The 17,392-nt window shown below is 75.3% G+C and carries 9 protein-coding genes; 5 read left to right on the forward strand and 4 right to left on the reverse strand.

Annotated features, from left to right (window positions below):
• Positions 1-324: 324 nt before the first annotated feature.
• A complete protein-coding gene (locus FGW31_RS12390) occupies positions 325-2,358 on the reverse strand; it encodes a thioredoxin domain-containing protein (protein ID WP_167530034.1) in 2,034 nt (677 codons plus the stop codon).
• 121 nt (positions 2,359-2,479) lie between these two features.
• On the opposite strand from FGW31_RS12390, the gene FGW31_RS34990 reads away from it, so the two are divergent.
• Positions 2,480-3,175, forward strand: a complete 696-nt coding sequence (locus tag FGW31_RS34990) for an LbetaH domain-containing protein (RefSeq protein ID WP_233452475.1) — start codon at positions 2,480-2,482, stop codon at positions 3,173-3,175.
• A gap of 177 nt (positions 3,176-3,352) precedes the next feature.
• Here the strand turns inward: FGW31_RS34990 and FGW31_RS12400 are convergent, their stop codons facing one another.
• Positions 3,353-4,345, reverse strand: a complete 993-nt coding sequence (locus tag FGW31_RS12400; RefSeq protein WP_167530035.1) for a translation initiation factor 2 — start codon at positions 4,343-4,345, stop codon at positions 3,353-3,355.
• A 75-nt stretch (positions 4,346-4,420) separates the two neighbouring features.
• On the opposite strand from FGW31_RS12400, the gene FGW31_RS12405 reads away from it, so the two are divergent.
• The 4 genes from FGW31_RS12405 to FGW31_RS12420 all read left to right on the forward strand — a co-directional run bounded on the left by FGW31_RS12405 (position 4,421) and on the right by FGW31_RS12420 (position 16,164).
• Positions 4,421-8,893, forward strand: coding sequence for a P-loop NTPase family protein (locus FGW31_RS12405; protein WP_182675325.1), 4,473 nt, complete (start codon positions 4,421-4,423; stop codon positions 8,891-8,893).
• Between the two features lie 521 nt (positions 8,894-9,414).
• Entirely contained in the window at positions 9,415-10,815 is a 1,401-nt protein-coding gene (locus FGW31_RS12410) for an esterase/lipase family protein (protein WP_142193475.1), read from the forward strand.
• Positions 10,743-12,857 (forward strand): pentapeptide repeat-containing protein, encoded by a 2,115-nt coding sequence (locus tag FGW31_RS12415; protein WP_233452476.1) that lies wholly within the window; start codon positions 10,743-10,745, stop codon positions 12,855-12,857. The genes FGW31_RS12410 and FGW31_RS12415 overlap by 73 nt, the downstream gene beginning before the upstream one ends.
• Before the next feature lie 106 nt (positions 12,858-12,963).
• On the forward strand, positions 12,964-16,164 hold the full coding sequence (locus tag FGW31_RS12420; protein ID WP_142193476.1) for a tetratricopeptide repeat protein: 3,201 nt from the start codon (positions 12,964-12,966) through the stop codon (positions 16,162-16,164).
• Between the two features lie 53 nt (positions 16,165-16,217).
• Here FGW31_RS12420 and FGW31_RS12425 read toward each other — a convergent pair whose 3' ends face one another.
• Both FGW31_RS12425 and mca read right to left on the reverse strand, forming a co-directional pair.
• Positions 16,218-16,466, reverse strand: coding sequence for a hypothetical protein (locus tag FGW31_RS12425; RefSeq protein ID WP_161174225.1), 249 nt, complete (start codon positions 16,464-16,466; stop codon positions 16,218-16,220).
• Positions 16,459-17,340 (reverse strand): mycothiol conjugate amidase Mca, encoded by an 882-nt coding sequence (gene mca / locus FGW31_RS12430; protein WP_142193478.1) that lies wholly within the window; start codon positions 17,338-17,340, stop codon positions 16,459-16,461. Before mca ends, FGW31_RS12425 begins: the two co-directional genes overlap by 8 nt.
• Between the last annotated feature and the right edge of the window lie 52 nt (positions 17,341-17,392).

The following is a 17,392-nucleotide window of genomic DNA, read 5'->3' on the forward strand; positions in this document are numbered from 1 at the left end:
CGGCGACCGTGCAGGTCGGCCCGGATCTCGGAGCCCGGCCCGGGCGGTCGAAAGGCACCGCACGGCACGACCGGGCGGCACCGGACGGCAGGCCCCCGCGGCCGCGGCGACCGCGCAGGTCGGCCCGAGTCTCACGGCCCGGCCCGGGCGATCGAAAGGCACCGCACGGCACGACCGGGCGGCACCGCACGGCAGGCCCCCGCGGCCGCGGCGACCGCGCAGGTCGGCCCGGATCTCGGGGCCCGGCCCGGGCGATCGAAAGGCACCACACGGCACGACCGGGCGGCACCGCACGGCAGGCCCCCGCGGCCGCGGCTCAGCCGCTCAGCCGCTCAGCGCCGTACGCAGCCGGTCCGGGTCGGTCGTCGGCGCGTCGCAGGTGAAGTTGCGGCACACATAGGCGGCCGGCTCGCCCCCGACCAGCCCTCGCCCGTCGAGCAGCGGGAACTCGTCGCTGCCCGCGGTGCCCGCCGCGACCACCGCGCCGGGCGCCGTGCCCAGCAGCGCCGTACGGTGCAGGGCCGCCGTCGCCGGGTCGTCGAGCGAGGGGCCGACGACGGCGACCTCCCGCGGACCGTCCAGCACCGCCTCGGCGACCGCCAGACCCCAGCCGATGAACCGCGGCACCCGCGGACCGAGCGCCTTCACCACACCCAGCGCCCGCTCGGCGGCGGTGCGGTGCGGCTCGGACCCGGTGTGCGCGGCATACCCGAGCAGCGCGCCCGCGGCGGCCGTCCAGCCCGACGGGGCGGCGTTGTCGGTCGGGTCCTGGGGACGCCGGATGAGCCGTTCCGCGTCGGACGCCGTGTCGTACAGGGCACCCGACTCCGGGTCGGCGAACCGGGCCAGCACATGATCGAGCAGCAGCCCCGCGAACTCCAGCCACACCCCCTCCCCCGTCACCGACGCCAGCGCCAGGAAGCCCTCGGCGACATCCGCGTAGTCCTCCAGCACCCCCGCGTTCGCCCCGACGTGGCCGTCCTTGCTGGTGCGGGCGATCCGGGCCTGGTCGTCCATGTGCAGCCGGACCAGCAGGTCACCGGCGGCGACGGCGGCCTCGACCAGGTCCGGCCGGTCGAAACAGGCGCCCGTCTCGGCGAGCGCGGCGATCGCGAGCCCGTTCCACGCGGCGACCACCTTGTCGTCCCGGCCGGGCGCGGGCCGTCCGGCGCGCGCCGCGAGCAGCCGCTGCCTGACGGCGTCGATCCGGTCGGCGTCGAACACCTCGTCGCGCTGCGGCAGTTGCAGCACCGAGGCGCCCTCCTCGAAGGTGCCCTCCTCGGTCACCCCGAAGTACCGGGCGGCGAGTTCGGCGTCCGCCTCCCCCAGCACCTCCCGCAGCTGCGCCGGCGTCCACACGTAGTACGCGCCCTCGACGTGCCGGCCGCTGCCGTCGTCGCTGTCGGCGTCCAGCGCGGACGCGAACGCACCCTCGGGCGTGCGCAGTTCACGGACCATGAAGTCGGCGGTCTCCAGCGCCACCCGGCGCGCGAGCCCGGAGCCGGTGGCCCGCCACAGATGCGTGTAGACCCGGCACAGCAGCGCGTTGTCGTACAGCATCTTCTCGAAGTGCGGCACCACCCAGTCCCGGTCCACCGAGTAGCGGGCGAAGCCGCCGCCGAGCTGGTCGTAGATCCCGCCGCGCGCCATCCGCTCACAGGTGTCCCGCGCCATCTGCAGCGCGCCCTCGGCACCGGTGCGTGCGTGGTGCCGCAGCAGGAACTCGATCACCATGGACGGCGGGAACTTCGGCGCGCCGCCGAACCCGCCGCGCTGCGGGTCGTACTCCCTGGTCAGCCCGAGCAGCGCCTGCGCGAGCTGCTCCTCGCCGGGCACCTGGTCGTCGCCGTAGGCGATCTCCCGTCCGGCCAGGTCCCGGGTGATCTTCCCGGCGACCTCGTCGACCTCGCCGCGCCGCTCGGACCACGCCTGGTGGACGCCCTGCAGCACCTGCCGGAACGACGGCATGCCGTGCCGGGGCGCGGGCGGGAAGTACGTACCGAAGTAGAACGGCTCGGCGTCCGGTGTGAGGAACACCGTCATCGGCCAGCCGCCCTGCCCGGTCGCCGCCTGCACCGCCTCCATGTAGACGGCGTCGACGTCCGGACGCTCCTCGCGGTCCACCTTCACGCTGACGAAGTGCGCGTTCAACTCCTCGGCGGTGGCCGGGTCCTCGAACGACTCGTGCGCCATGACGTGGCACCAGTGGCAGCTGGAGTAGCCGACGCTCAGCAGCACCGGCACCTGCCGTCGCCGTGCCTCCGCGAAGGCCTCCTCGGACCACGGCCACCAGTCGACCGGGTTGTCGGCGTGCTGGAGGAGGTAGGGGGACGTCTCGTGCGCCAGTCGGTTCGGCATGCCGCCATCTTCCCGCACCCGGTGGCGGTCCGCGTGACGGGCGGCCCGGCCCTCGCGTGTTGTGCGCCGGAACCGGGCAGAGGATCCGGCGGCCGACCATCCACGGACGACGGGGGAAGACATGCCGAACGGGTTCCTGCGCGGCCTGCGGAAGCGGGCCCCGCGCGAGCTGCTGGTGATCGGCGCCGGCGGCATGGGGCGGGCGATCGCCTCCCTGTGCGCGCGGGAGACCGACGCGGCGGGGCGGCCGGTGTGGAACGTGCTGGGCTTCGTCGACGAGGACCCGCGCCTGCACGGCGCGGCCGTCGACGGCCTGCCCGTCCTCGGCGGCCTGCCGGTCGTCGCCCGCCACCCCGGCGCGCGGCTGGTCGTCTCCATCTGCCACGTCGACTTCCACGGCGCGCGCCGCAGGATCGTCGAGACGCTGGGACTGCCCGCCCACCGGTACGCGACGATCGTCCACCCCACGGCCGTGATCGACCCGAGCTGCACCGTCGGACCCGGCGCCGTCGTGATGCCGCAGGTGTGCGCACTGCCCGGCGGCACCGTCGGCGCCCACGCCGTCGTCCGGCCGCAGACCGTGATGGCGGCCGACGTCACCGTGCGGGACTACGCCACCGTCGCCGCGCAGGTGTTCCTCGGGCGTGGCGTCGTCGTGGAGGAGGAGGCGTACGTCGGGGCCGGCACCAAGGTGCGCGAGCGCGCCGTGGTGGGACCCCGGGCCGTCGTCGGGATGGGGTCCCTCGTGCTCGGGCCGGTCCCCGGACACGAGGTGTGGGCGGGCAGCCCGCTGCGGCGCCTCGGACCTGCCGTCTAGATCACCCGGGGACGCGGGGCCCGGCACGCGCATCCGGACCCCGCCCGGGCCGGCCGGCAAGGCGCCGCGCCTCACGGCCGGGCTGATCCGGACGACAGACCCCGGGCCCGGTCAGGGCCTGGGGACGACAGACCCCGGGCCCGGTCAGGGCCTGGGGACGACAGACACCGGGCCCGGTCAGGGCCTGCGGGCCTCGATGACCCGCTGCTCGGCCGCCTCGACCTGGAAGCGGGCGGCGGGGTCGCCGCCCGCGGCCCGTACGGCGCCGCGCACCAGGGCGAGGTAGAACAGCGCCGGGGCGCACGGCGTCCACAGCTCCGGCGGCTGGTCGGCGATGAAGCCCAGCACCGATTCGGGGTCGGCGGGCACGAACTCGAAGCGGTCGTGCTCCCACTTGTCGGTGACGCCGCGGCTCCAGCGCAGCCGCAGGGTCTCCTCGTCCAGATCCGGCAGCACCGCCCGGAAGAAGCCCGCCCACTGGTGGTTGTCCAGGTCCAGACCGAAGCCGAGCATCTCCAGGTCGAGGGTGTCGGTGGCGTGGACGGCCAGCTCCTCGTACAGGGCCCGCCGGGCCACCGCGTACAGGCTGACCGGGCTGCCGTCCTCGGGGAGGTCGTGCCGGCGGGCCAGGCCCTCGTTGGCGGAGGAGTTCCACCGCGAGCTGTTCGGCCCGGCCACGTGGGCGCTGCGCCGCGAGAACAGCATCCGGCCGTCCCGGCCGGTCTCCAGCGCCACGTTGACGCCGAAGCTGCAGTTCATCCACGCGGGCGCGTGCGCCGGGTCCTCGCCCTCCAGGTACTGCTGACGCAGGGTCAGGCCGTTGCTCTGCTTGCGCTCCAGGTTGAGGGAGGTGGTGAGGAAGTCGTAGTAGTCGGCGTCCTGAAGGGTGAGCGTGACCACCGGTTCCTCGGCGAGGTGGGTGCGGGTCACCACCACCCGCTCCACGGCGAAACGCTGGTTGTTCCAGCGGTGCGGCAGACCGAGGGCCTCCTTGCGCCGCTCCTCCTCCTGGATGGCGTGCCGCCAGCCGGCGATCTCCTCCGGGAACTCCACCCGCCGGGGCCGGTACTTGACACGCATCTCCTCCTCCAGGACGGGACGCGTCCCGTCGCCTTCGAAGATGTGACAGCCCGTCTCCCGGCCGACCACGGTGAACCTGTCCCGACGCATCGTCAACACCCTCTTCAGTAAGCTGCGTTCAGCAGGAAGCCGCAGGCCCAAGACCTCGTCATGATACGGAGCCGCATGGGCGATCACCTGGCACTGGTCAAATCCGAACGGCGCTCCTCGTCCCTGGTGGGCACCGTGGCGGTGGCCGACTACGCCCACCCGGACGAGGACAGGCGGCAGCAGCTGAGGCTGCGCAACGTCACCGCCGTACGCGACCGTTTCACCCGCATCGCCCGCTCCTCGCTCGGATTCGGCGAGAGCATCCGCGTCGACGGGGCCGGAGCCGGCCGCCGGAACCTGTGGGACGGCCTGGAGAACTTCCTCGCCCACGGCGCCCGGCGGAAGATCCTCTACTGGACGGGCCACGGCGTGCAGCACGGCGACCGGGGCTACTACCTCGCCTGCGCCGACTCCTGGCAGGACGGCGCCTTCGACCCGGAGCGGGCGCTGGCGCTGACGGACCTCGTGGACCGGCTGCTGCGGCCCGAGTGCGAGAGCGACACCCTGCTCGTCGTCGACGCCTGCTCCTCCCACGGCCACCACCTCACCACGGCCCTGGGCCACGCCCTGCACCTGGAGCGGACCAGCGTCGACCGGGCACGGCGGACCCGGCGGGCCGGGTTCGTCGTCGTCGGGACCTCGGGGTTCGAGGCGGAGGTTCCCGAGGGCCGCTGGGTGCGATGGCTGGAGGAGGCCCTCGCCAAGCCCGACTTCGTCGCGCCCGACCACGCCCGCCCCTTCGAACCGTCCGCCCTGTACCTGCCGCTGCCGTACCTGCTGGACGGGGTGGACGCGGCGGCCGCGGCCTCCGGGCTCGACGAGCCCGCGCAGCGCCCCTCCCGCACCGAGGTCCGCTCGCTGCCCAACAGCTTCCTCGACAACCCCTACTTCCAGGACGGCGAGCGGCGCGTGTACACGCCCGCGGTGCTGACGGGACGCGAGCCATGGTCCGCCGCCGGGCAGTTCGACCTGGAGGAGGGCAGCCACCTCAGCCGCCACTTCGCGGGCCGGCAGCGGGCCCTGGGCCGGGTGGTGCGCTGGATGGACACCCACCCCAACGGGCTCCTCGCGGTGACCGGCCTCGCCGGGACGGGCAAGACGGCCCTGCTCGGCCGCCTGGCCCTCACCTCGCTGCCGGAGTGGCGCGAGACCCTCGGTCCCGGCGTCGACCCCTCGGCGCTGCCCCGCCTCGGCACCGTGCACGCCGCCCTGAGCTGCCGGGGGCAGTCCGTGCACTCGCTGATCACGGCGCTGTGGGGCGTGCTGTCGTCGTTCGACGGCATGGACCCGCTGCCCGCGGGCCCGGTCACACCGGAGCAGTGCCGCACGGCCGTGGACGGTCTCGTCTCCCGGGCCGGCTCCCTGAACCTGCTGTTCGACGCCCTCGACGAGGCGCTGCCCGACCAGGCGCACGACATCGCCCGCCACCTGCTCAACCCGCTGTCGGGGCTGCGCGGCGTGCGCGTCGTCGTCGGGACGCGGCCCCAGCCGCGCAGACGCACCGCGGCGCCCGCCGAGGAGGAGTCGCTGCTGGACACCCTGGACCAGAGCGTCGACCCCGTGGTGCTGGGGGACGACGAGGACGCCCGCCGCAGCATCGAGGCGATGGCCCTGTCCGTGCTCGGCGCGGAGGGCTCCCCGTACCACGGGCGGGCGCGGGACGCAGACCGCGAGTGGACGGCCCGGCTCATCGCCTCCGGCAGCCGCGGCTCGTTCCTGGTGGCCCGGCTCGCCGCGACGGAACTCGCCCGCCGGCAGCGGCCCGGAACCGAGGCGGACCTCACCGAGTGGATGCGCTCCGGCGGCATGGACCTGCGCAAGCGGCTCACCGAGGAAGTCGACCACCTCACCTCCCAGCAGGGGGCCGAGCGGGCGCACGAGGTGCTGCGTCCGCTGGCCGTGGTGCAGGGGCGCGGGCTGCCTCCGGGCCGGACCTGGCTGGCCCTCGCCAACGCGCTGCGCGACCCGGACAGCCCCGAACTCACCTCCGGTGACGTGCAGTTCGTGTGCCGCAGCGCCAACGGCGGCATCGTCGCCTCGCAGTCCGCGGCCCACGACGAGGACATCACGTACCACCTGGCCCATCCCAGCTACGGCGAGTTCTTCCTCACCGGTGCCGGGCTGAGCGCCCGGGCCGCCCACCGCAAGGTGGTGGCCGTGCTCCGCGCGCAGTCCCGGGCGGGCTGGGCCGGCGCGGACCCTTACCCCCTCGACTACCTGGGCGCGCACGCCGCGCAGGTCGGGCCGGAGGAGCTGACGGCGCTCTTCCGGGACGTGGACTTCCTGCTGTGCACCAACCCCGACGTGATGCTGCCCCCGGCCTCCGCCCTGGCCCGGGACTGCGACGGGGCGGCCCTGTACGGGCGCGTCGGCGGCTCCTTCCGCAACGCCTCCTCGCCCCTGGCCCGCAAGGCCCTGCTGCGGGCCACCGCGTTCGTCAGCCACCGGGAGGCGACCTACCGGGCGCTGACGGGCGACGGGTTCCTGCCGTGGCAGGAGTACTGGACCGACATGCCGCCGGACCCCCTGGAGTGGCGCCGGGCCGCGCCGCTGGGCGGGGCGAGGACGCTGAGCTGGCGCGCCGGCACGGGCGCGGCGGAGGCGGTGCTCGGGGACACGCTGACCGCCGGCGGGCGCGGCGAGATCCTGGTGCTGAACCCGGAGTCGGGCAAGCGGCTGCTGACCCGGCGCACCCGGGAGGCGTCCGGCGAGCACGGGGGCGCGCTGACCGAGGTGCGGGAGGTGGGCAGCGGGCCGCACTGGACCACCGTCGCCCGCGACGACCGGGCCGTGTACTTCTGGCGCGCCGGCTCCCGCATGCCCGACCACGTCTACCGCTGGGGCGGTGCCGTGGGCGCGCTGGCCGCGGCGGAACGGGCCTCGGAGACCGTCGTGCTGGCGGCCGACGGGCAGCGGCTGTGGATGTGGTCCTGGAAGGGCGGGATGCGCGGGCGCGGCACCCATCTGACGGACATCCGCATGACGGACGCCGAACGGCTCGCCGCACTCCCCATGGGCCCCCGCCTGTTCGCGCTGGTCGCCGGCGACCGGGCCGAGCTGCTGGAGGTCGACCGGGGCACGAGGGGCTCCGGCGGTCTCCTCCCGGAGGGCATCCACCTCGCCGACCTCCAGGCGCCCGCGCTGGCCGCCGCGGCGACCTCCGCGCCGGTGCGGGACGGCGGGAGGCTGCGCGGCTGGATCGCGGCCGCCGACGGGAGCCGGGTGTGGATCTGGCGCTGCGAGACCGACGACGCGGCGCCCGTCGCACCGCCCGCCGTGCACCTGGTCCGGCAGCTCGACTCCCCGGCGCGCGGGCTGGTCTTCGGCCGGCACGGCGACGAACTGCTGCTCGCCGGGTACGAGGCGGTCACCGTGCGGGTGTGGTCGGTCGAGGACCCCGGGCGCGAGGCGGCGTTCCAGATGACCGCGCCACGCGACCGGGCCATGGCCTTCGAGCCCGGCGGGCAGGGACTGCTCGCCATGGCGGACGGGCCCGACATCCGGGTGATCGACGTGGCGCCCGCGCTCGCGGCCCGGCACGGCACCCGGCGCCGGCCCAGCGACCAGCGGCCGGCCGTCGCGCTGGCCGGCGCCCCGGACGGGCCGCCGCTGCTGTGCCGCACCTGGGGCGACCGGGTGCGGGTGTCCCGGCCGGAACCCGGCGCACCGGCCGACGCGCCGGTCGTCGAGCTGGTCCATGTGACGCAGGTGACGACGGTGGACGCGGTGCGGGTGGCGGACGCGTGGATCGTGGTCGCGGCGGCGGGACGCACCGTGCGGCTGTGGCGGCTGCGGGAGGACCTGTCCGTGGAGGCCCGGCACGACCTCGCGCTCGGCCGGGACGCCGGCGAACAGGTGCCCTCGCTCGGCGTCGCCGTCGACCGCACCGCCGGGCGGCTGCGGGTCCATGTGCCGGACGGAGGTCGCGTCGTGCACGCGGAGCTGCCCGTCGACGCCTCCACCGGCTGGCGCGCGGGAACGCCGACGCCGGCGGGGCCGAGCTGCTGCGGCGTCGCCGCCCGGGGCATGCGGGACGGGACGGCCTGGCTGGCCGCCGACCTCGGCGACGAACTGCTGCTGTGGCAGGACACCGAGGAGCCCGCCCGGAACCGGCACCGGCACCGGGTCGACGACGTACGGGCCGCGCACCTGGCGCTGGGAGAGCTGTACGACCCGGAGGACGAGGAGTCGTTCCCGCTGCTGGCCTGGGTGGACGGCGGCGTCTTCGTGAAGGACCTGTCGGCCGGGGACGCCAAACCGGCCCGGCGGCTCCCGGGCGAGTTCACCGGGGTGACGTCCCTGGTGTTCGCGGGCCCGGCGGAGCGGCCGGTGCTGCTGGTCTGCGACAGCTGGACGGCACCGCGGGTGTGGGACGTGCGCGGCAGGACGTGGCTCCACGGGGAGGGCGTGCCCTGGCGCGGGTACGCCGTGCACGCCGCGGCCGCGGCCCCGGATCCGCAGGGCGTGGTGGTGGCGCTCCAGGGCAACGACCGGTGCGACCTGATCCGGCTGCCCCACACGTTCTTCGAGCCGGGCGCCGACGGGTGAACCGGCGACGGACACCGGCAGGCACACCGGCAGCGGGGACCGGGCGGCCGACACCGGGGCGCCCCGGCAGCGGACACCGGCGCGTCCCAGGCGGCCGACACCGGCAGGCACGCCGGAACCGGGAGCGGGGCGGCCGACGTCGGCAGGGACCGGGGCGGCCGACACCGGCAGGCACGCCGGAAAGCGGGAGCCGGGCGGCCGACGTCGGCAGGGATGGGGGCGGCCGACGTCGGCAGGCGACCTGGCGGCGGACACCGGCAGGCACGCCGACAGCGGGGGTCCGGCAGGGACCGCGCAGGCGACCGGCGAGGACCGGGCAGCCGACACCGGCGCTGTCCCAGGCGACCGACACCGGCAGGGACCGGGGCGGCCGACACCGGCACGTGACCCGGCGGCCGGGTCCCGGGCCGGTCACGGGGCCGGTCAACGGCCCCGGGCAGGTCCGCGCGGCCGGGCGGCAGGGAGCAGTGCAGGACAGGACACCACGGTGACGGACGCACCGTGTGACACGGGAGGGCGCAGTGGAGCACGACCTCGTGGTCTTCGTACCGGGATTCCTCGGCAGCAGGCTGACCCGGGACGGCAGGGACGTGTGGGCCGAGTGCAGCGACGCGCTGCTCAGGTCCCGGCCCTCGGCGCGGGCCCTGGCGGATGTCGCCCTGCCGCCGGGCCTCGGTGACGAGCCGCCCGAGGACCGGTTCCGGCTGACGGCCGACGCGTTGACCACGGAGCCGGACTCGATGCCCGGGCTGCTCTCCTGCATGGGCTACTCGGGCATCCGTGCGGCGCTCGGCGACCCGGTCGACGGCCAGTACGTGCCCTTCGCCCACGACTGGCGGCTGTCCCACCGGTTCCTCGCCGAGGAGTTGAGGGCCCGGGTGCAGCGTGAGCTGGACCGGTGGAGCGAGCAGGTCGACGCGTACTACCCGGACCGGCCCGACGACCCGAAGGTCCTCCTGGTGTGCCACTCGACGGGCGGTCTGATCGGGCGGCACTACCTGGAGTGCCTGGGCGGCCGGACGACGGCCAGGGCCCTGGTCACGCTCGGCACCCCGCACCAGGGCGTGGCCCGGGCCGCCCGGCTGCTGGCCGGGCACGCGGTCGCGGACGGCGGAGGCCCGGCGGCGTCCGCGCTCAACGCCGTCCTGCGCGAACTCGCCCTCACCCTGCCGTCCGTGGGGCAGCTGCTGCCGGTCGTCGACGACGCCGTCCGGGTCGCCGGCCGGAGCCGCCCGCGCGCCCTCACCGACCGCCGCTACCCCGTCCCCGGCCTGCCCGCCGGCCTCGTCGAGGACGCCTTCGCCTTCCACCGCGAGTTCTCGCAGGCGCGCGAGGCGCACCGCCGTACCGACGCCGGCGGCCGGCTGCCGTACGAGGTGTACTGCATGGCGAGCACGGCCCGTCCGACGGTGCGCGGCATCGGGCTGTCGGCCGACGGGCTGCACCTGGAGGACGGCGGGGACGGTCTCCTCGGGCCCGGTGACGGGACGGTGCCGCGCGAGTCCGCCGTCCCGGAGTGGACGCTTCCGGACCGGGTGGAGGTGCTGTGGACCGGTGTCCCGCACGGCGCCATGGCGACTGCCACGGCCCTCGGCGAGCGGCTTGCCGCCATCCGCAAGGGCCTGCCGGTGACCGGCATGCTCGCCGGTCACGACCACATCACCCTGCACGCGCCGTCGGAGGCCGTCGCCGGCCGGCCGTTCGTCGCCCAGGTCCTCGGCGTCAATCTGCACGCGCGGAGACCGCGGGCCGTGATGCGGCGCGTGGGAGCCCGCACGCGGGAGGAGATCGCCTTCGCTCCGGACCCGGCGGGCCGCTTCCGGGCGGAGCTGAGAGGAGGCCCGGGCCGGTGGGTGGTGGAGGCGGTGGTGGAACAGCCGAACGGCGCGGACCACAAGGTCGTCACCCTGTACAGCGCCTGAGCACCGGTCACCGCACCGCGCCCGTCCCGTCGAGACCCGCGGACGTCCCCGACGCCCGCCCGCACCCCAGGAGTACGGCCATCGTCCCGCCGCCCGGCACCACCGCGTCCGAAGCCCCCGACTGGCCGCAGTGCGCCCACGGTTCCGGCGCCGACCGCTGCCGCGGCCGCCGGGTCGACCCGCACCCGGCGTGCCTGGCGCACCTCGGCTCCGCCGAACGCGCCGGCCACCTGGCCGGCCTGCGTCCCGGTGCCGCGCTCGACCACCGGGGCACGCCGTTCACGCCGGACCTGCTGGACGAGCTGCTCGCCGCGCTCGACGACCCGGCGACGGGCCGCCGCGTCCTGGGACCCGCCGAGTTCGACGAGGCGCACTTCAGCGGTGAGGCCATGTTCGAGCGGGTGGACTTCACGGGTGACGTGTCCTTCGGCGGGTCCCGGTTCGGCGGCGCGCACTTCACCGGGAGCCGGTTCGGCGGCGGCATCGGCTTCGGGGAGGCCGAGGTGGCCCGCGACGCCTGGTTCGACGACGTGCAGGTCGACGCCGACGCCTGGTTCTACGGGGCCAGGATCGGCGGCGCGCTGCGGTTCCCGTCCGCGCGGATCGGCGGGAGCGCCGTCTTCAACGGGCTGGTCGCCGGCGGTGACGTGACGTTCGGCGCGGCCGCGTTCGACGGGACGGCCCTGTTCACCGGGGCGGAGATCGCGGGGGAGGCGTGGTTCGACGGGGCCCGGTTCGCGGACGACGCCTCGTTCGACCGCCTGCGGACCGGCCGCCCGGCGCTGTTCGACGGGGCGCTGTTCCACGGCGAGGCGTGCTTCGACCTGGCGGTGATCGGCGACGACATCTCGTTCCGGGACACCGAGTTCCGCCGGGGCGCCGGGTTCTCCGGGGCGACGTTCGGCGGCGGCGTGGCACTGCGCGGCTGTGGCACCGGCGGCGACATCACCTTCCGCGGGGCGACCTTCCAGCGCACGACGGTGCTGGGCCCGCTGGCGCTGCCCGGCCTGCTGGACCTGTCGGACGCGGTGTTCCAGTCGGCGGTGACGGTCGAGGCGGCGGCCCGCGACCTGCGCTGCCGGCGCACCCGCTGGGCCTCGACCGCGGCGCTCCGGCTGCGTCACGCCAGGGTCGACGTCCGCGACGCCGTCCTGGAGTTCCCGGTGAGCATCGCCTCCCGTTCCCGCCGGTTCGTCGCGGACGACGGCCGGGAGATCGACGAGCCGGGCCTGACCGACGCCCGGGTGCGGGTGGTGTCCCTCAGCGGCGCCGACGCCGCCCATCTGGTGCTGACCGACGTGGATCTGACGGACTGTCTGTTCGCGGAGACCGTGCACCTGGACCAGTTGCGGCTGGGCGGGCGGTGTCCGCTCGCGCTGCCTCCGTCCGGGATCCGCTGGACCCGCCGGCGGACCCTGATCGAGGAGCACCACTGGCGTGCCGAACGGCACGGCGGGCCCGGCTGGACGCCCGCGCCGCCGGGCACGGACGTCCGCGCACCGGCCGTACTGGCGCCGGTCTACCGGCAGTTGCGCAAGGCCCTGGAGGACGGCAGGAACGAGCCGGGGGCCGCCGACTTCTACTACGGCGAGATGGAGATGCGCCGCCACGACCCCGAGACGCCCCGGGGTGAGCGGGTGCTGCTCGGGCTGTACTGGGCGGTGTCCGGGTACGGCCTGCGGGCGACGCGGGCGCTCGGCTGGCTGCTGCTCGCCGTCGTCGCCACCGTGCTGGCGATGACCCTGTGGGGCCTGCCCCAGGACGACCCCCGGCAGACCAGCACCGGCAGGGTCAGCGGCGGCGGCATCACGCTGACCACCGAGAAGCCGGACCCGGTCAACCCGCAGGGCCCGTACGCGCGGCGGCTGTCGGGCAAGCGGGCCGAGAAGGCGCTGCGGACGGTCGTCAACTCCGTGGTGTTCCGGTCCTCCGGGCAGGAACTGACCACCGCCGGCACCTACATCGAGATGACCTCGCGGGTCGTCGAGCCCGCCCTGCTCGGGCTCGCGGTCCTCGCCGTCCGCAGCCGCGTGAAGAGATGAGCTTCCTCCGCGCCGGGCGCGCACCGCTGATCGTGCCCCCTCGCGCCGGCGCCGCGTCCGCAGCACACTCGTAGGCGAAGACGTTGCCGCCGGAGGGGGACATGACATGCGGGACGGTCATCGGGCGGATGCCGAGAGGCTGTTGGCGCGCGCCGTGGAGGAGGAAGTGCGCCGGTCGGGCGGGCGCACGGACGGCAGAGTGCTGCTGTCGCGGGCGCGCGGATCGCTGGAGGCGATCGCGGCGACGGCCGCCGAGGAGTACGAGGCGTACACGCGCGCCCTGGACGAGGCCGAGGCCGGGCAGCTCACCTTCCGGCAGCGCTACGCCCGCGACGGCGCCGGGACGCCGCTGCTGGTGGCCGGGGTGGCGGGCGTCGCGGCCGTGGTCGCCGACATGGCGCTCGGCACGGACACCGGGACTGCGCTGGGCGCCGGCGTGGCCGTCGGTGTCGTCGGCGCGGCGGCCACCGTGGTGAAGGTGGCCGGCTCGCACGTGCCCGCCGCCCACCACCGGGCCGGCGCGGTGAGCCAGCCGGGCGGGCCGGAGCAGTTGCGGCTGCAGTGGCTGACGGCGCTGGAGGTGCGCGGCATCCGCCCGTTCCTGGACCAGCAGCGGGTGCTCGCCGCGTCCACCGGCCCGAAGAAGACGGGGCCGCGGCTGCGCGGCACGGACAAGAGCGCGGCGGCCCGCGGGCGCAGCGTCCTGGAGCAGTCGTTCGCCCAACTGCCCGAGCCGCTGGGCCCGTTCGCCGGTCGGCGGCAGGAGATGGCGCGGATCCTGCAGTGGGTGCAGGCGGCCCGCGCGAGCACCGAGACCCAGCCGACGGTGGTGGTGCTGCACGGGCCGTCCGGCAGCGGCCGCACGGCGCTCGCGGTGCGCGCGGCCCACGAGCTGAAGGACTACTTCCGCGGTGCCTGCGTGGTGGACCTGCGCGGCGACAGCCCCGGCGAGCCGCCGCTGTCCACCCGGGACGCGCTGCTGCACCTGCTGAACCGGCTCGGCGCACCCCGCGAGCAGCTGCTGTTCCGTGAGCGGTCCTCCCCGGACCAGCAGGTCAGGCGGCTGAGCGAGCTGTACCACCAGCATGTGACGGGCATGCCGGTCACCGTCGTCCTGGACGACGCCTGCGACCCGCAGCAGGTGCGCACCCTGATCCCGGAACGCTCCGACAGCCTGGTCCTGGTCACCGCCCGCTCGCCGCTCGGCCTGCCCGACGACCTGCCCGCGCGGATCCACCAGCTGCCGGTGCGGCCGCTGGACGCGGCGGGAGCGGAGGAACTGCTGGCGGCCACCGCGCAGGACGCCTCGGGTCCCTATGACGCCGAGTCCGCCGACCGGGTGCGGGAGCTGTGCGGCGGCCTGCCGCTGGCGCTGCGCATCGCCGGCGCGGCCCTCGGCCCGCGCTCGCCGCTGGCCCTCGCCACCGACCTGGGCGCCTACGGTCCGGTCGAACCGGTCGAGCGGGCCCTGTGGCTGCGCTACACCGACCAGCCGGAGACCGTACGGCGGCTGCTGCGCCGGCTGGCCCTGGCCGGCCGGGCCTCGCTGGGCGCGGCGGCCGCGGCGGCGCTGCTGGCCACCGACGAGGCGGAGGCGACCCGGCACCTGGAGGCGCTGTCCCGCGCCGGCCTGATCGACCGCGTGCGGCACGGCCGCTACCGGCTGCACGACCTGGTGCGCGCCTTCGCCCTGGCCCGCCTCCTCGACGAGGAGGACCCGGCCGAGCGCACGGCGGCGCAGGAACGGCTGATCGTGAACTACGCCGAGCTGGCCGACTCGGTGCTGCGGCTGGTCGACGGCAACATGTCGACCCGCTCGGACCGGTTCGGCCCGTACGGCTTCACCTCGCTGGACGAGGCGCTGCGCTGGCTGGACGACGAGTCGAGCTTCATCACGGCGGCGCTGCGGCACGCGGAGGGCGTGGACCGGGCGGCGGTGCTGAACCTGCTCGGCGCGCTGTGCGACTACTGCCTGCTCCGCGGCGACCTGTACCGGCTCGGGGAGATCAACGAGCTGGCGCAGGCCGTGGACGGGGGGCTGCTGGTCCGTTCGGTGCAGTGGCGCACCGGCATCGCGGCCCGCCAGCTGGGCGAGCTGGACAAGGCGCGCACCACGCTGGCCTCGGTGGTCGACCTGTACCGGGAGGCGCACCACGACGCGGGCGCGGCCCGGGCGCTGACGTCGCTCGGCATCACGCTGCACCACCAGGGCAACCTGACGGAGGCGTCGGCGAAGCTGCGGGAGGCGATGGCGCTGCAGGCCGCGCCGGAGCTGGCGACGGACCGCGCCTGGACGATGCACGCGCTGGCGGCGGTGGAACGCGACCGGGCCCGCCTGGCGGAGGCGCTGGACCTGCTGACGGAGTCGCTGGTGCTGCACCGGGCCGGCGAGTCCGTGCACGGCCAGGCGTGGGCGCACTACCAGCTCGGCCAGCTGCACCTGCGCGCCGGCGACGTGCCGCGCGCCGAGAGCGAGCTGCGCGCGGCCCTGGAGCTGTACGGCCGCACCCGCGACGCCCGCGGTGAGGCCTGGGCGCTGACCCAGCTGGCCCGGGCGCGGCTGGTGGACGGCGACGCCTCGCCGGCGGTGGAGGAGCTGCGCGGGGCCGCCGCCCGGCACCGGGACAACGAGGACGCGCGCGGCGAAGCGTGGACGCTGTACTACCTGGGCCAGGCGCTGGAGGAGACCGGTGACCTGGACCGTGCGGTGCGCGAGCTGGAACGCGCCCGCACGATGTTCTCCCGGATGCGGGACGTCTACGGCCTGGCCTGCGCCCGGCACCACTCGGCGCGGGTGACGCGCGACCAGCGGGCGGCGCAGACGGGTTCGCTGCGCAACTCCGGTTTCGCCCGCCAGCTCCTCGTGGACGCGCGCGCCGACTTCCAGCGCATCGGCGTGGCCCACGGCGAGGCGTGGACCTGCCTGGAACTGGCGGTCGTCGACGCGGGCAACGCCCGCACCCAGCAGGCGCTGGCCCTGTGCGACGAGGCGGTGTCCCTGTTCGGCTCGTACGGCGACCGGCGCGGCGAGGACTGGGCGCGCTTCCTGCGCTGCACGCTGCTGCCGTACGCGGCACCGGGCGGCACGGAGGTCGGCACGGCCGTGGCCCAGGAGGAGCTGTCCCGGCTCGCCCGCGCCACCCATCCGGCCCGTGACGGAAAGCTCGGCGACTGCGTGGAGGCCTACCGGCTGCTGCTGGAGCGGGGCGTCAGCCTCGACGCGGGCTGGCAGGCCTGGCACCTCGGCCTGGTCCCGGCCCGCCACGCCCGGGAGGTCATGGGCGTGGAGGTGGGGCCGACGGCGTGACGGCACGACCGCGCGACCCTCCGGGTGGTCCGGAGGGCCGCGGCGGGCCCGGCCTAGGCCTGCTTCCTGCCGCCCTCGGCCACGGCGTGCTCGGAGTCGGCCCCCGGCTCGCCGGCCTCGGTGAAGTTCACCCGGCCCATGTGGCGGTTCATCGACTTCATCAGGGCCCACACGGCCAGGGCCATCACCGCGAAGACGATGAAGCCGAGGACGCCGGGGGTGACCTTGTCCTCGTCGAGTTCCTTGGCGAGGGGGACCAGGTGGGTCATTGCCAGGCTTGCGCTTGCGCTCATGTCAGGCATTGTCCCGGATGCCCGCGAAGAGGTCGTCCTCGGGGAGGGAGGTGTCCACGAGGGACTTGGCGAGCTCGTACTCCTCCGTGGGCCAGACCTCCTTCTGGAGGTCCATCGGCACCCGGAACCAGCCGCCGTCGGGGTCGATCTGCGTGGCGTGCGCGATCAGGGCCTTGTCGCGGATCTCGAAGAAGTCGGCGCACGGCACGTAGGTGGTGAGCGTGCGCTCCTTGCGCTCGAACTCGCTCCACCGCTTCAGCCAGTCCCCGTACGGCGACTCCAGGCCCCGGTCCAGCATGGCCTGGTGCAGCGCCTCGGTGCGGGGACGGTTGAAGCCCTGGTTGTAGTACACCTTCAGCGGCTGGTAGGCCGGGCCGAACTCGTCCTCCGGGTACTTCGCGGTGTCCGCCGCGCCCTCGAACGCCACCATCGTGATCTTGTGGGTCATGATGTGGTCGGGGTGCGGGTAGCCGCCGTTCTCATCGTAGGTGGTGATCACCTGGGGGCGGAAGGAGCGGATCCTGCGGACCAGCTCACCGGCCGCCTTGTCGACGTCCTCCAGGGCGAAGCAGCCCTCCGGCAGCGGCGGCAGCGGGTCGCCCTCGGGCAGGCCCGAGTCGACGAAGCCGAGCCACTCCTGCTTCACGCCGAGGATCTCCCGGGCCTCGTCCATCTCCTTCTTGCGCACCTCGTGGATGTGCTCCTCGATGTACGCGTCACCTTGCAGTTTCGGGTTGAGGATGGAGCCGCGCTCCCCGCCGGTGCAGGTCACCACCAGCACGTCCACCCCCTCGGACACGTACTTCGCCATGGTGGCCGCGCCCTTGCTCGACTCGTCGTCGGGGTGGGCGTGGACGGCCATCAGTCGCAGCTGGTCAGTCAAGACTCAATCCTCAAGTCGTAAGGCGCCCTGTGTGCGGCGGCGCAGTCGCAGG

The organism is Streptomyces calvus (genome assembly GCF_006782915.1).
GTDB lineage: Bacteria > Actinomycetota > Actinomycetes > Streptomycetales > Streptomycetaceae > Streptomyces > Streptomyces calvus.